Source organism: Streptomyces sp. NBC_01237 (assembly GCF_035917275.1).
Classification (GTDB): domain Bacteria; phylum Actinomycetota; class Actinomycetes; order Streptomycetales; family Streptomycetaceae; genus Streptomyces.
The window spans coordinates 941,628-957,580 of record NZ_CP108509.1; the positions used below are offsets into that span (position 1 = coordinate 941,628).

General features: G+C 70.3%; 8 protein-coding genes. 3 read left to right on the plus strand and 5 right to left on the minus strand.

The features are described from left to right. Positions 1-3: 3 nt before the first annotated feature. The 4 genes from OG251_RS40455 to OG251_RS40470 form a co-directional block, all read right to left on the minus strand. Positions 4-1,689, minus strand: coding sequence for a phytoene desaturase family protein (locus OG251_RS40455; protein ID WP_326682256.1), 1,686 nt, complete (start codon positions 1,687-1,689; stop codon positions 4-6). Beyond that, on the minus strand, positions 1,679-11,095 hold the full coding sequence (locus OG251_RS40460; protein ID WP_326682257.1) for a non-ribosomal peptide synthetase/type I polyketide synthase: 9,417 nt from the start codon (positions 11,093-11,095) through the stop codon (positions 1,679-1,681). The genes OG251_RS40455 and OG251_RS40460 overlap by 11 nt, the downstream gene beginning before the upstream one ends. Before the next feature lie 76 nt (positions 11,096-11,171). Further along, positions 11,172-12,113 (minus strand): sterol desaturase family protein, encoded by a 942-nt coding sequence (locus OG251_RS40465; RefSeq protein WP_326682258.1) that lies wholly within the window; start codon positions 12,111-12,113, stop codon positions 11,172-11,174. 281 nt (positions 12,114-12,394) lie between these two features. Next, positions 12,395-12,991 carry a TetR/AcrR family transcriptional regulator gene (locus OG251_RS40470; protein ID WP_326682259.1) on the minus strand — a complete coding sequence of 199 codons (597 nt, stop codon included), beginning with the start codon at positions 12,989-12,991 and terminating at the stop codon, positions 12,395-12,397. Between the two features lie 109 nt (positions 12,992-13,100). Between OG251_RS40470 and OG251_RS40475 the strand changes: the two genes are divergently transcribed. Together OG251_RS40475 and OG251_RS40480 are read left to right on the plus strand one after the other, a co-directional pair. Then, positions 13,101-14,288 carry a cytochrome P450 gene (locus OG251_RS40475; RefSeq protein ID WP_326682260.1) on the plus strand — a complete coding sequence of 396 codons (1,188 nt, stop codon included), beginning with the start codon at positions 13,101-13,103 and terminating at the stop codon, positions 14,286-14,288. Between the two features lie 5 nt (positions 14,289-14,293). Then, positions 14,294-14,512 (plus strand): ferredoxin, encoded by a 219-nt coding sequence (locus tag OG251_RS40480; protein WP_326682261.1) that lies wholly within the window; start codon positions 14,294-14,296, stop codon positions 14,510-14,512. 156 nt (positions 14,513-14,668) lie between these two features. Here the strand turns inward: OG251_RS40480 and OG251_RS40485 are convergent, their stop codons facing one another. Further along, positions 14,669-15,448 carry a LysR family substrate-binding domain-containing protein gene (locus OG251_RS40485; RefSeq protein ID WP_326682262.1) on the minus strand — a complete coding sequence of 260 codons (780 nt, stop codon included), beginning with the start codon at positions 15,446-15,448 and terminating at the stop codon, positions 14,669-14,671. 58 nt (positions 15,449-15,506) lie between these two features. Here OG251_RS40485 and OG251_RS40490 point away from each other — a divergent pair, with 58 nt between their 5' ends. Further along, positions 15,507-15,911: a DUF5997 family protein gene (locus OG251_RS40490; protein ID WP_326682263.1), complete on the plus strand. Its 405-nt coding sequence runs from the start codon at positions 15,507-15,509 to the stop codon at positions 15,909-15,911. The last annotated feature ends 42 nt before the right edge of the window (positions 15,912-15,953 follow it).

The following is a 15,953-nucleotide window of genomic DNA, read 5'->3' on the forward strand; positions in this document are numbered from 1 at the left end:
TCTTCACGGGGCGACGTCCTCCTGGGGGGAGCGCCGGTCGAGCTGGGGCAGGTGTCCGAGCTTGCCGGGGTGCCAGGGCTCCTTGCCCTCGCTCTCCCAGGCCGTGAATTCGACGCCCAGCTCCTCGCACAGGTACTGGGTGGCGAAGCGGCCGGTGGACGCGGCGCGGATCAGGCCGCCCATGCCGACCCACTGCCCGGCCATGGAGAAGCCGCTCAGGCCGGGCAGCCGCATGCGGTCCTTGCCGACCAGGTCGGACGCCACGTCGTCGGCGTCGGAGAACGCCTTCCAGGCCAGGATCGAGCCGTTGTGATTGCCCGTGTACCGCTTGGTCGTCGCCGGTGATGCCACATCGACCAGTTCGATGCGCTCGGCCGTGCCCGGCCGCAGGCGCTCCAGGAAGCGCCGCACGAAGTCGGCGACCTTGCGCTTCTGCGCCCAGTACTCCTTGCGGTCACTGGCTCGCAGCGCCTTCCAGTAGGCGAAGTCGCTGAAGTAGGTGCAGTGGACCACCGACTTCCCCTCGGGGGCGAACCCCTCCGAGTAGCGGGAGCGCAACTGGACGACCAGGCTGTTCTGGAGTGCGCCGGGCAGTTCGGCCGCGTCCGCGTCGGAGAGCAGGTACGTGGTGCTGTGGGCGTCGTCGTCGGGGGCGTAGTCGCCCCGGATACCGACGAAGGCGGAGACCACCGCGGGGAACAGGGTCCCCGGGCGGTTCAGCAGGTCGTTGTAGAGCTTGTCGATCCGTGGGCCGGTGTACTGCCCGCCCAGCAGCCCGTAGATCGTGGTGTGGCCGTCGCAGGCCGACACGACATGGTCGGCGTAGTACTTCCTGCCGTTGCGCAGTTGGATGCCGATGGCCCGGCCGTCCTCGACCAGTACCCGCTCGGTCCGGGCCCGGTAGGTGATCGTGCCGCCGAGCCCGGTGTAGCGTTCCTCGATGGACCGTGCGAGTCCGAGGGAACCGCCCTGCGGGAAGCCCGCGTTGTGGTGGTACGCGCTGGCCATGTTGAACAGGTACGGCAGCAGCGGGAAGCCCTCCGGGTCCTGGAAGAAGATGTTCCGGAACGCTCTGCGCAGCAGTGGGTCCTCGAAGCGGTCGGCGAAGGTGTGCATCGGGGTGGCGGCGGTGCGCCAGAAGAGCCGGAACGCCGGCAGCACGGTGCGCAGCGTCGCGGCCTTCTCCCGTACGGTCCGCAGGGCGGGTGCGGTCAGGAACGGGTAGAGCTCGATGTCGGTGAATCGCCGCAGATCCCGGCAGAAGGAGCGGATCAGCCGTGCGTCGGCCGGCGAGACCCCGGTCAGATGGCGTTCCAGCCGGGCCGGGTCGTTGTAGAACGTCACCGAGCGGCCGTTCTCGTCGACGACCTTGTTGAACAGCTCGAAATTGGTGATCGTCTTGCCGTCGAGCGCGCCCAGTTCACGCCATACCCGGTTCGCGTCGTTCCCGTCGGCCGTACCGATCAGCCATTCGATGCAGTAGTCGAAGATGTAGCCGTCGCGCGCCCAGGCCGTGCAGCAGCCGCCGGGCAGTACGTGTTTCTCGAAGATGCGGGTCCGCACTCCGCTCATCTGCGCGTAGCAGCCGGTGGACAGTCCGGCGACACCCGCGCCGATGACGATGACGCGGGGCTTGCTGCCGGCCGCCCGCTTTCGGGTGCTCCAGTCGGGCTCGTGGTCATCCGGCATGGTCCGCGCCCCCCGTCAGGATGGCGCGTACCAGGTCGGCGTTGCGGGTGAGGTGTTTGGCGTCGAGCATGTCCGCGTGGGTCCCGGAGCCGCGGAGCACGGTCGTACCGGTGGTGGAGCTGCCGTGCCAGGTGCCCCGGGCGCCTTCCGCGTAGAGCTCGGTCTTGTCCTCGTCCGTCACGATGCTGACCGATGCCGCGACCGTTCCGGTGTTGGGGGTGCGGCCGCAGAAGGCGAGGTACTCGGCGGCGTGTTCGAGTGTGGCGCGGGCGACGATCTCCGATCCGGTGTGCTTGCGCAGATGCCTGCCGAGCTCCGCCTCGAAGGTCTTGATCCCCTCGTCGCCCGGAACGTAACTCTGCAGAATGCGGCGCGAGTCCAGCACGACGACATGGTCGACCTGGCGTCCTCGGCGTTCCATCTCCTTGGCGACCTCGAACGCGAGGTTGCCGCCGAGGGAGTAGCCGAGCAGGTGGCAGGGGCCTTCGGGCTGGGCGGACTCGATGAGATCCGCGTAGCGTGCCACCTTGTCGTCGCCCGGTACGTAGTTGAAGGCGATGATCCGGTACTGCGGGAGCTCTGCCGAGAGGCCGCGGTAGACGAGGCCGTGGCCGCCGGCCGGAGGGAAGCAGAAGACGGTCGGTCCGGCCCCGGTGTTGAAGGTCAGAAAGGGAAGTTCCTCGGCCGTCGTGCTGTGGATGAGTTCCTCCACGGTCGCGGCCATCCCGTGCAGCGTCGTGGCCTGGTAGAGCCGGCTCACGGGGATGCTGATGCCGAACTCCGTCCGCAGGTGGTGGAGCAGTTCGATCAGCTTGATCGAGCTTCCGCCCGACTCGAAGAAGTCGTCCTCCAGGCCGGCCTGTTCGAGGCCGAGCAGCGATTCCCACTGCCGGGCCATGCTGGTCTCGTAGAGGGTGACCGGCGCTTCGTGGGGCCGCTCCCGCTCCCCGGCCCGCGGTACGGGCAGTGCGGCTGTGTCGACCTTGCCGTGGGGGGTGAGGGGGAGGTCGGTCAGTTCGGTGAAGCTGGACGGGATCATGTACGTCGGCAGCGCCGTGGCGAGATGGCGGCGCAGGGTGCGCCGCTCCAGCACCGCGCCGGGCTCCGCGACGCAGTAGGCGCACAGCGTGTCGTCCCCCCGGCTGTCGGGACGGACGGCGACGACCGCTCGGGCCAGGCCGGGCATGCTGGCCAGATGCGCCTCGATCTCTCCGATCTCGATGCGGTGGCCGCGCAGTTTGACCTGGTTGTCCATCCTTCCGAGCAGGTGCACGCGGCCCTGCGCGTCCCAGCGTGCGATGTCACCGGTCCGGTAGAGGCGTACGGGAGCGGCGTCCGGCTCGTGGCTGAGGGTACGGGTCACGAAGCGCCGGGCGGTCTGCTCCGGGTCACCGGCGTATCCGATGGCGATGCCTTCGCCGCCGATCCACAGTTCGCCGGGGACGCCGGGCGGGACCGGTTCGCCGTGTTCGTCGAGGACATGGAGCGTGCTGTTGGACAGGGGCCGGCCGATCGGGACCATCAGGCCGGGTTCCAGGTCGTCCACGGGGCCTTCGAAGCAAGCGCTGTCGATGGTCGCCTCGGTGAGGCCGTAGGAGTTGATCAGTCGGGTGCCGGGACCGCACAGGTCGCCCAGCCGCCGGTACTCGGCGACTTTCCAGGCGTCCGAGCCGACCACCAGGAGCCGCATGAAGTCCAGCCGCTTCCCTTCGCGGGAGCAGTGGTCCATCAGTCCCCGCACGATGGCCGGGACGAACTCGGCGCAGTCGACGCGCTCGGACCGCATCGTGCGGTAGAGGCGCGGTGTGTCGAGGATGAGGTCGCGGTCGGCCAGCACCAGGCTGCCGCCGGAACACAGGGCGCGCACCAGGTCGCCGGTGAACACGTCGAAGGACGGCCCGGCCATCTGGAGGTGGACGCGTACGTCCTGCTCCAGCCGGTACTCCACGCGCCATGCGTCGTACGCCGAGGCGAGGCTGCGATGGCTGACCTGTACGGCCTTGGGGCGGCCGGTGGAGCCCGAGGTGTTGATGATGTAGGCGGGGGCGTCCAGGTCGTCGGTCCCCGGCGGGGCGGGCCCGTCCGTCTCGGTCGCGCGCAGCTCCTCCAGGGTCACCGTCGCGGCCGGCAGACCCGCCGCCCACTCCCGGCGGCCGTCGTCGGCGATGACGACGAGTCCGGCGTCGGCGGTACGCAGGATGTGGGCGACGCGCTCGGCGGGCTGGTCGGGCTGGATCGGCAGATAGGCGCCGCCGGCCTTGAGGACGGCGAGCAGGGTGACGATCAGCTCCGGAGACTTGTCCAGGCAGAGGGCGACCACCGAGCCCGCGGTGACTCCCAGTTCACGCAGCCGGCGGGCCCTGGCCGTGGCCCGGCGGTCGAGTTGTGCGTACGTCACCCGGGTCGCGGCGCCCTGTGGGGAGGGCACCGAGACGGCTGTGGCACCGGGATGCGCGGCGGCGACGTCGCTGATCAGCAGGTGCACCGGCCGGACGGGAGCGGATTCCCCGTCCGTACGGCCCGGGGGCAGGGCGAGCCGGGCGGCCCCGCTCCACTCGCCGACCAGCTGTTCGCGTTCCTTGGCGCCGAGCATCGTCAGCTGCGGCGTGGGCCGGGCGGACGGCGCCCGGGTCATGCTGTCGAGCAGATTGATGTAGTGCGCGGCCATCCGTCGCATGGTCTGCGGCAGGAACAGGTCGGTGTTGTACTTGAAGACGCAGTGGAACCGGCCCTCCGCCTCGTCCTCGTACGCCGACAGCGTGATGTCGAACTGGCCTTCCTCCTCGGGCAGTTCGATGTACTCCAGGCGGTATCCGTACTTCTCGGTGGCCACCTTGTGGGTGAGCAGGATGAACATCGCCTGGAACACCGCGGAGCGGCTGGGGTCGTGCTGGAGGCCCAGCTCCTCGACCAGCAGGACGAAGGGGTACTCCTGGTTGTCCAGCCCGTTCAGCACGGCGGTGCGGACCTGTTCCAGCAGATCTCCGACAGTGGGGGCGCCGGAGAGATCGGCGTGCAGCGGGAGCGGGTTGACGAAGTACCCGTACACGGGGGCGAAGTCCTGCTCGGTGCGTCCGGTCACCGGGCTGCCGACGATGATGTCTTCCTGCCCCGAGTAGCGGTGCAGCAGGATGTAGTAGGCGCTGAGCAGGACCATGAACGGGGTCACGTTGTGCTCGCGGGCCAGCGCGTGGACGCGGGCGCTGAGTTCGGAGTCGAGCGTGAAGAACTCCGAGGCGCCGTTGTGCGTCTGCACGGCCGGGCGCGGCCTGTCGACCGGCAGGTCCAGCAGCGGGACCTCGGCGGGCAGGTGGGAGCGCCAGTAGTCGAGCATTCCCCCGGCCTCCCGGCCGGCCAGGAATTCGTTCTGCTTGTTGAGGAAGTCGAGGTAGCGGGTCCGCACCGGCGGCAGCGCGTGCTCCTGCCCCTTCTTCAACGCCTCGTACACGGCGAACAGTTCCTCGATGAACGTGAACGTCGAGATCGCGTCCGAGACGATGTGGTGGACGGCCTTCATGATGATCCAGCGGTTCGTCTCCCGCCTGAAGAGGCGGAAGCGGACGAGCGGATCACGTTCGAGGTCGTACGGTTTGCGGTATTCGGCCACGATCGTCCGGTGGATGGTCTCCCAGTCCTGGCCCTCGACGTCGAAGAGGGCGAGGTCCGGGTCGACGTCGGTGGACACCTGCTGTACGGGGCGGCCGTCCTCCAGGAAGAAGTTGGTGCGCAGTGCGGGATGCCGTGCGATGAGCCTGCGTACGGCCTCGAACATCAGGTCCGGGTCGAGTTCGACGCGGACTTCGACCGCGCCGCCGATGTTGTAGGCGTAGCCGTCGGGGTTGAGCTGCTTGAGGAACCAGAGGGCCTTCTGGTTCTGGGTGAGGGGGTAGCGCCGTTCGTCGGTGAACACCTCGATGCTCGTCGCGCCGGCGGGGCCGGTGTCGGTCGCCACCCGTTCGACGAGGCCGTCGTACAGCTGCCCGGCCAGTTCGCCGACGGGGGTGCCGCTCAGCAGGGCGACCACCGGCAGGGCGATCCCCAGTTCGGCGTGGACCTTCGCGCGCAGCTCCATCGCCAGCAGGGAGTCGAGGCCCAGCATGCCGAGTCCGGTCGACGGGTCGATCTCCTCGGCCGCCGTGCGCAGCACGGTGGCACACAGGCCGGTGAACCGTGCGGTGACCAGCGCGCGGCGTTCGTCCTCGCCGGCGTCACGAAAGGCGTCGAGGAATCCGTCGCCCCCGCCGGTGACCGGTTCCCGCGCGGCTGCCGCCAGTTCGCCGACGAGCGGGGGCGGGGCGGCGTACCAGGCGAGGAAGGTCTGCCAGTCGACGACCGTGGCGACGAGCAGCTGGGCACGGTCCTGGCCTATGACGCGTTCCAGGACGCTCATGCCGACGTCCGGTGCCAGCGAGCTCATCCCCCGGCTGTTGAGGTAGTGGTCCACCAGGCCCAGTTCCTCGATCATGCCGGTGGCCCAGGGGCCCCAGTCCAGGCTGAGGGCGGGCAGGCCGTGGGCCCTGCGGTGGTGGGCCAGCGCGTCCAGGAAGGCGTTGCCCGCGGCGTAGTTGGTCTGGCCCGCCGTCGTCAGCAGCGAGGCGATCGAGGAGAACAGGACGAAGTGTTCGAGAGGTTCGTCGCGCAGGTGGTGGTGCAGCAGGTAGGAGCCGATGACCTTGGGGTCGTGGACCGCGTCGAACGTCGGCCGGTCCATGTCCGCGATCAGGGTGTCCCGGACCTGTCCGGCGAGGTGGAACACCCCTCGGATCGGCGGTGGGTCACCGCGCCGGTGTGTGTCGAGCCAGGCGGTGAGGGCCTGCTCGTCGGTGATGTCGACGGGTGCCAGAATCGTCTGCGCGCCCAGTGCCTCCAGTTCCCTCAGGAGCGCCACGGCCCGGCCCTGCGGACCGGCGGGGTCGGTCGCCCGCCACTCCTCGCGTGCCGGAACCCCGGTGCGGCCCATCAGGATGAGCCTGCGGGCGCCCCGCTTGACGAGCGTGCGGCACAGCAGCCTGCCGAGAGCGCCGAACGCACCGGTGACCAGGTAGCTTCCGTCGGCGCGCAGGCGCAGCGGCAAGGGGCGGGTCAGCCCCTCGGCCGTACGGATGCGGCTCGTCGCGCGGCGGTCGCCGCGCAGTCCGATCTCCTCCTCGTCGTCGGTCAGGAGCTCGCGCAGCAGCGCGTCGGCGTCGGCGCGGCGCCCTGCGTCGTCCTGCGGCCGCGCGGGGTCCAGGTCGATCAGTTTGCCCCGGTGGGACGTCAGTTCCTGGTGGCGCAGCACGCGTCCGACGCCCCAGGCGGGCGCTCCCAGCGGTTCGACCGGCTCACCGGGTGAGACGGGCTGCGCGCCGCGGGTGACGATGTGCAGTCTGCCGCCCTCTCCCCTGGCGAGGAGGGTCCTGGCGAGGGCGATGAGGGAGTACGTCCCGGTGCCGCTGTGCCGGGCCAGACCGGCGCGCCCGCACTCCGCGATGTGCGGCAGATCGAGGTTCCAGAGATGGACGACGTTGCCGCGGAAGGGGACGCCGTCCTGTTCCAGGTCGGCGAAGAGCTGTTCCAGGTGGGTGGCGGATCCGGGTTCGACGGTGAACTCCCGGCCGTCCCCGCCCCGCCCGTATGCGGGTCCCGGGCGTACGGTGCGGCAGCGTTCACCGCGTGCGGTCACCAGCGCGGCGAACGCGTCGCCGACGCCGCCCGTATCGGCGAGAACCAGCCAGTCGTGCCCGTCGCCGGTGGCGTGGGCCTCCTGCCGCTCTCCCCCGTCCTGGGGGCCGGCCTCCTCCCACGGCCGGTCGATCCAGGTGGTCTCGGCCAGCCAGGAGTCGATGGTGCTCCGGGCGACGGCTGTCGACGCCTTCTCCACGTCGGCCGCGCGGAAGCCCCGGATGCGGCCGAGTGCGGTGCCGTCCTGTGCGTACAGCGTGATGTCGCCGACGAGTTCGTTCCCGTCGTCGCCGGACACGGTGCCGTGCGCCCACAGCGGCTGGTCGCCCACCGGGTCGAGGCTCAGCTCGTCGAGGCTCAGCGGGAGCCGGATGCCGGTGCTCCGCGGCTGCTCGCGGTCCGTGAGGATCTGCGGCGTCAGCAGGGACTGGAAGCAGGCGTCGAGCAGTACGGGGTGGATGTGGTGGCGGGCCGCGTCGTCACCGATCGCCTCCGGGGGACGGATGCGTGCGAGGACTTCGCCGGAGCCGATCCACACCTCTTCGATGGCCTGGAACGCCGGGCCGTAGTGGTAGCCGAGGGCGGCGAGCGCGGCGTAGCACTCCGGGCCGTCGAGCCGGCGTCGGCTGCGGGCCCTGATCGCCTCGGCGTCCAGCGCCGGGCCGGGTGTACGGCGCTGCCCGGCACGGACCACACCGCTCGCGTGTACGGTCCGCTCCGCGTCCGGGTCGGGTACGGACGCGATGGTGAAGGCCGCGTTCTCCAGGGACAGGGACAGGTGCACCGTCCGGTCCTCGCCGTCGGGCAGGAAGAGCGCCTTGCGGAGATCGATGTCGGCCAGGACGGCCGTGTCGCCGCCGGTGAGCGCCCGCACGGCCTGCGTCGCCATCTCCAGATAGCCCGCCGCCGGGAAGACCACGGTGTCCTGGATCCGGTGGTCGGCCAGATACGGCATCGCCTCGGTGCCGAGCCGGACCTGCCAGGCGGGTTCGGCGTGGTCCGTGCGGCGGCCCAGCAATGGGTGGTCGACACGTCCGAGACGGACCTGTGCGACCGGTTCGGGCTCCGTCCAGTGACGGTCGCGCTTCCAGGGGTAGCGGGGCAGCGCGACGGGCTCCCCGGTGGGCTGGAGCACGTCCCACGCGACGCCGACGCCCGCGTTGTGCAGCGTCGCCAGCGAGGCGGCGAAGCGCTCGGGTTCGTTCTCCTTGCGGCGCAGCGACGGTACCGCCGTGCCGGGCCGGTCCCTGCTGTCCAGGCATTCGCGGATCGCGTGGGCGAGCACCGGATGCGGGCCGATCTCCAGGAACAGGCTGTGGCCGTCGTCGGCGAGCCGGTCGACCGCCGCACGGAACCGCACCCGGTCACGGACGTTCTTCCACCAGTACTCCGCGTCCAGTTCGACGCCTTCGGCGATGCCTTCCCGACCCGTGAGATACACCGGTACCCGCGCCGGACGCGGCGCGAGGTCCCGCAGCGAGGTCAGCAGGTCGTCCTTGATGCGGTCCATGCCGGGGCTGTGGTACGGCACGCGCACCGACAGGAACCTGGTGAAGACCTGCTCGGCCCGCAGCTCGTCCGCCAGCAGGGTCAGCGCCGCCTCATCGCCCGCCAGGGTCACCGCGGTGGGGCTGTTGACGGCGGCCACGGACACCTGGTCCCGGTAGGGGAGGACGCGGCGCTCCGCCTCGTCCTCGGGCAGGCTCACGGCGAGCATCGTGCCCGTACCGTCGAGCGTGTGCTGCAGGCGGCTGCGGTGCACGGCGATGCCGACCGCGTCCTCCAGGGAGTAGACGCCGGCCTCGTAGAAGGCGGCGATCTCCCCGGTGCTGTGCCCGACGACGGCGTCCGGCCGCACGCCATGGGCCCGCCACAGGGCGGCGAGACCGATCTGCACGGCGAAGTTGGCCGGCTGCGCCAGCCAGGTCTCCCCCATGCGCGAGTGTTCCTCGTCGGCGGTCATCTCCTCGATCAGCGACCAGCCGGCGATCCTGCGGATCTCCCGGTCGCAGGCGGTGACCACGTCGCGGAACACCGGTTCGCTCGCGAACAGTCCTCGGCCCATGCCCCACCACTGGGGGCCCATGCCGGTGAAGACCCAGACCAGCCGCCGTTCCGAGGGGTCCAGCCGACGTCCCTGGAGCACGCGGGGGTGCGGCTCGTCCCGCAGGTACGCGGCCAGCGCCTCGTCCAGGGAGGCGCGCGAGGAGTAGACGACGGACAGCCGTGACTCGAGGTGACTGCGACGGTGCGCGAGCGTGTGGCCGAGGTCGGCCAGCGGGACGGCCCGGCCGTTGCTCCCGTCGAGCTCACGCCGGATGCCCGCCGCCACGTCCGCCAGCGCTTCGGGATGACGTGCGGTCAGCGGGAGGATGCTCCAGGCCCGTTCCGCCCGGTGCGTGGGCGGGGCGGCCGGTGCCGGGCGCGGAGGTGCTTCCTCCAGGACGACATGGGCGTTGGTGCCGCCGAAGCCGAACGAGTTCACTCCGGCCCGTGCGGGCCCCTCGTGCTCGGGCCATTCGGTCAGCCGGGTGGGGATGTCGTACGGCGCGGCGGCGAGGTCGATGGCCGGGTTGATCCGCTCCAGGTTGATGTGGGGCGGGATCGTGCGGTGTTTCAGGGACAGGGTGGTCTTGATCAGCCCGGCGATGCCGGCGGCCGACTCGGTGTGCCCGATGTTGGTCTTGACGGAGCCGACGTAGCACGCGGCTCCGGGGCTGCGTCCGATGGCCAGGGCGCGGGCCAGGGCGTTGGCCTCGATCGGGTCGCCGACCGGCGTCGAGGTGCCGTGCGCCTCCATGTACTGCAGCTCGCCGGGGGTGATGCCCGACTCGGCGCAGACACGCTGGATGAGAGAGACCTGGGACTGTGCGTTCGGCACGGTGATGCCGTTGGTGTGGCCGTCCTGGTTGACCCCGCTGCCGAGGATCACGGCGTGGATCGGGTCCCCGTCGTCGAGCGCGTCCCCGAGCCGTTTGAGCGCCACCAGGCCGACTCCCTCGGCCCGTACATAGCCGTTGGCCGACGCGTCGAACGTACGGGAGCGACCGTCCGGCGAGAGGAAGCCGCCCTTCGTCTCCGCGATCGTGTACTGCGGTGCCATGTGCAGCAGTACGCCGCCCGCGAGCGCGAGATCGGTCTCGCCCTTGTTCAGGCTCTGGCACGCGAGGTGCACGGCCACCAGGGACGAGCTGCACGCGGTGTCGATGGAGAGGCTGGGGCCGCGGAAGTCGAAGCAGTACGAGATGCGGTTCGACACCATCGTCATCATGGTGCCGGTCGCGGTGTGCGCGGCCAGCGTCTCGAAGCTCAGATCGGAGAACTGCAGGATCTTGTAGTCCAGCGTGAACGCCCCGACGAAGACCGCCGTGTTGCTCCCGGCGAGTTCGGCGGGCCGCTGGCCACCGTCCTCCAGCGTCTCCCAGGCCACCTCCAGCAGTTTGCGCTGCTGCGGGTCCATGTGGTCGGCCTCGCGCGGGCTGATGCCGAAGAAGGCCGGATCGAATTCGTCGAAGCCGTCGATGTAGCCGCCCCGGCCACCTGTCAGGCGTCCGGGCTTGTCCTTGTGTCCGCTGCCGAGTGTGGTCACGTCGTACCGGTCGGCCGGGGTGGGCGTGATGCAGTCCTTGCCCTCCACCAGGTTCTGCCAGAACGCCCGATGGTCCGACGCCCCGCCGGGCATACGGCAGCCCATGCCGATGATCGCGACTTTACCCCGTAAAGCGTCGTTGATCGCGTCAGCCAAGTTCGCACACTCCTCAAGTCGTGACACTGCCTCGCGGCAGTGGTGCAGTTGACGGTGTGGGGCCCGAAGGGCCCGGTCAGGCGGGTCCGCTCCCGGGCTTCTTCGCACGGCGCCAGGGGTGGAGAAGACTGGCGAGAATCTCACCGGTGGCGGGGAACGAGGCGGGATCGCCGAGTCCGACCGCGGCCGGCTCGCGACCGGGCCGCCAGGTGAAGCTCCCGAAGAGGTGGTCCCAGCACGACAGGTCGGAGCCGTAGTGGCCGGCCTCGGACAGATCGGTGCTGTGATGCAGGCGGTGCTGCTCAGGGCTTGCCAGGACGTGGTTGAGCCGGCCGATGCGCACATCGATGTTGGCGTGGACGAAGTAGCCCTGTGCGGCCACGAACAGCCCCACGACGAACACCGACTCACGGGAGAAACCGATCAGCGCCAGCGCGAGCTGGATGACTCCCTGCGAGAGGAGGATGTCGAGGACGTGGTTGACGCCGTTGTTGGCGACGTTGACCTTCTGCGGGACGTGGTGCACACCGTGCAGCCGCCACAGCAGGGCGTTGGTGTGTCCCAGTCGGTGCACGAAGTAGCTGGCCAGCGAACCGGTCACCAGCGCCAGCGGGATCTCGGCCCACAGACCGAGCGCCGGACGGGCCGGGGAGAGCTCCCCGACCGCGGTCGTCACCAGCAGTTGGGCCAGGGCGCTGCCGGCCATGGTCAGGAGGAAGTAGACCGTGTACCAGCGCCATTCGGCCCGGCTGGGATGCCAGTCGCGTTGGTGCGGGATCAGCTTCTCAAGGACGCCCAGATAGAGGAGGGTGCCGATGAGGAAGAGCGGACTGACCCGCGTCAGGTCCCACCGCAGCAGCAGGGAAGCCCCACCTACCACAACGGTGGCCCCGAGGAGCAACGGATAGGAAATCCTGCGGAGGACAGCACCCCAGGTTAATTCGGAGAGAATTCCCCGCCGTCCGGAATTTGTGCCCGGATACGCCCCACCGTCGATCTGCTGTTCATATTCGTCCATCCGCAACACCTCCGTAGCGATGCGGTCGCGGGGCCATGACCTGCACCCTTGCAGGTCAAACCCCGCGTGGCGACACGTGGACGCCGCCCCCGTGGGCTCGGTTCATTCTTTTCCCTTTTCGGCGGCTTCAATCCTCACGCGCCCCCGAGAAATGAGAATTCCGCAGAACGCGAACCCTCACGTGAACCATTGAACCGGACGTCCTACCCGGGCGGAATATGAACAGAGCCCACTGTCGCTAATGTGAGTTACTTAGTATTATTAGCGCCCCGGCGAAATGGTCACGCAGAGCTTTCGCCGGAGCGTCCGCCGAGGCGGGCGAAGGCGTCGAGCACCAGCTCACACACGGCGTCCGGGTCGGCGCCCGCCAGTGGCTCGCGCGCGACGACCGTACGCATCAGGCCGATGCCGAGGAGCCAGGCGATGGCCAGATCGGCGCGCAGCTCGCCGTCCGGCGTCCCGGAGAGCGAGGCCAGCACCTTCTGGTATTCCGCACCCAGTTCACGCAGCGCCCCGGCCGCCTCGTCGCCCCGGCCGATGGACCGGAGGTAGACCTCCAGCGTCCGGTCGCCGGAGCCGGGGGCGCTGCGGGTGAGCATGGAGCGCAGCGCCTTCTCGAACAGTTCCTCGGGCGGTGTCGCGCGCAGCTCCTCCAGCCCGCCCTCGGCGACGACCTCGGTCAGCAGCGCCTGCTTCGATCCGAAGTACCGGAACAGCAGAGCCTGGTTGACCCCGGCCCGCTCGGCGATGGCACGGACGGTGGCCCGCTGGTAGCCCCGCTCGGCGAACAGGTCACGAGCGGCGTCGAGCAGCCGTTCGCGGGTGACCGCAGCATCCCGGCGCCCCCGGCCGGACGACGGGGCGGGCGCTTCTGCCATGACTGCGTCCTTTCGAATGGCCCGTCAGAGTAACGGCTGTAAAGCGCTGTTGACCGCTCGTAGGGCCGGTCCTACCGTTGTAAGCAGCTGCTTACAACTGGGAGATCGTATGACGACGCACGTCGAGCCCCACGCGTACCCCTTCAACACCGCCGAAGGACTCCAGCTCGCGGAAGAGTACGAACGCGTCCGCGAACGTTCGGGACTGCTCCGGGTCCAGATGCCGTACGGCGAGCCCGCCTGGCTGGTCACCCGCTACGCGGACGCCCGGCTGGTACTGGGCGACCAGCGCTTCAGCCGGGCCGCGGGCGCCGCGCACGACGAGCCGCGGCAGTCGGAGGGCCGCCGGGACAGCGGGATCCTGAGCATGGACCCGCCCGGCCACACGCGGCTGCGTTCCCTGGTGGCCAAGGCGTTCACCGTCCGCCAGATCGAGAAGTTACGGCCTCAGGTCAAGGAGCTGACCGCGAGCCTGCTCGACGGGATGGAGGCGGCCGGGCCCCCCGCCGACCTGGTGGACGGCTTCGCACTGCCGCTGCCCGTCGCGGTGATCTGCCGGATGCTCGGGGTTCCGGAGGCCGATCGCCCACGTTTCCGGGTTTGGAGCGACAACGCGCTGTCGACCAGCTCCCTGACCGCCGCCGAGTTCGACGCCAGCCGCGAGGAACTGCGCTCCTACATGGGCGAGTTGATCAACCTGCACCGTGAGGATCCGCAGGACGACCTGATGACCGCGCTGATCGAGGCGAGGGACGGCGGCGAACGGCTCACCGAGCTGGAGCTGATCGATCTGTGCGTGGCCATCCTGGTGGCCGGACACGAGACCACCGCTTCGCAGATTCCCAACTTCGTGCTCACCCTGCTGGATCATCCCGATCAGATGGATCAGCTCAGGGCACATCCCGAACTGATCCCGGGCGCGGTGGAGGAGCTGCTGCGGTTCGTGCCGCTGGGCAGCGGAGCGGGTCAGCCCCGGTACGCCACCGAGGACGTCGAGGTGGGCGGCACTCTGGTCCGCGCCGGCTCCCCCGTGCTGGTCGCCATCGGCGCGGCCAACCGGGACGCGTTGCGCTTCACCGCACCCGGTGTCCTCGACGTCTCCCGGGAGGGCAACCAGCACCTGGGGTTCGGGCACGGGGTCCACCATTGCCTGGGCGCCCCGCTGGCCCGGCTGGAGCTCCAGGAGGCACTGGGCGCGCTCCTCACCCGTTTCCCGGGACTGAAGCCGGCGGGGGACGTGACCTGGAAGACCGAGTTGCTCGTGCGCGGCCCCCGCGTCATGCCGATCGGGTGGTGAGCACCATGACCTGGCACGTACGTGTGGATCCGCAGCTGTGTCTGGCGTCGGGCATGTGCGCCGGGGTGGCCCCCGAGGTGTTCGCGCTGGACGGCGAGCACGCGAGGACCGTCGTCGACGGGATCGAACCCGACGAGCGGGTCCTGGACGCGGCCGACATCTGCCCGGCCCAGGCGATCACGGTGCACGAGGGGAACAGGGTGATCGCACCCGGACGGGACTGAGGGCAGGCCCGGGGCCGCGAGGCGGGCCGGCGGCCGGGTCGGCTCAGGAACGGGACGGGACCGGGCCGGGCCACCGAAGCCAGGACCGGTCCGCCCGGGGCCGGTCCGGGGCCGGTCCGGACGACGAACCGCCCGGACGGCGACCGGGATCGGCTGTTACGACTGGCGACGGGGCTTGCCCGACTTGCCGGGCCCGCCTCGCTTGCCGGCCTTGGTGCCGCCCGAACCCCGCTGGGGGCTCTTGCCCGTCGATTTCCCGGCAGCGGGCTTGCGCCCCGCGCCCCGTGCCTCGGCGCGCTTGCCCTTCGGCTGCGCCGGGGTCGGCGGGCGGCCCCGTGTGCTGTTGACGGTCCGCCCCCGGACGATCCCGATGAACTCCTCGACCAGGTCGGTCGTTTCGTCCTCCGGCCACGACAGGGCGATGCGCGACTCGGGGGCGCCGGGGACCGGCCGGTACGTGAGGTCCTTGCGGTGGTGCAGCCGGGCGAGCGACTGCGGGACGACGAGCAGGCCCACACCGGCCGCCACCAGTTCGATGGCGTCCGCCGTGGTGTCCGGGCGCTCGATCGCGGGACGTCCCGGCCTGTTCTCCCATTCGAGGGGGTCGTCGAGGGGGTGCAGCACGATGTCGTCGGCCAGGTCCTCGACGGACACCTCGTCGACCGCGGCCATGAGGTGATCCTTCGGGATCACGACCACGGTCGTCTCGGTGTACAGCGGGATCGCGCTGAGGTCCGTACGGTCGATGGGCAGCCGTACGAATCCCGCGTCGGCCCCGCCGGCCCGCAGCAGGCCGGGCGCCTCGGCCGCGGGCACCGCGACCAGGGTCAGCGGGACCTCGGGCAGCCGCTCGTTCCAAATCCGCACCCACTTGGTGGGCGTCACCCCCGGGACATAGGCGAGCCGGAACGCAGGGGGTACTTCCGAGACAGTCACCCGCCCAGATTACCGGTCGTGGTCGGCGGTAGCTCACACGCTCGATACTCTTGACACCATGACGTCGCACCAGACCACCCAGACCATGAAGCCCGCGACCGCGGCGAAGAAACTGGGTGTGTACCTCGAGGCCACCCCCACCGAGTTCCAGGAGGGTGTCGTCTCGCGCTCCGAGCTGAACGCCCTGCAGACCGATCCGCCCGAGTGGCTGCAGGAGCTGCGACGCACCGGCCCGCACCCCCGGCCCGTGGTCGCGGCGAAGCTCGGCGTCTCCATCGCCGGTCTCGCGCGCGGCGGAGTCACGGAGCCGCTCACCACGGAGCAGATCGAGGCCCTGAAGAACGAACTCCCGGAGTGGCTGCAGAAGGAGCGCGCCACCCAGGCGGAGGTCCGCAAGGAGACGGTGCGCATCAAGGAGAAGAAGGCGGAACAGGGCGAGCAGTCGCACCGGCCGCGTTCCTGACCTCCCGCGTGGCCGCCGGGTTCACCGGCGGCCACGACGACC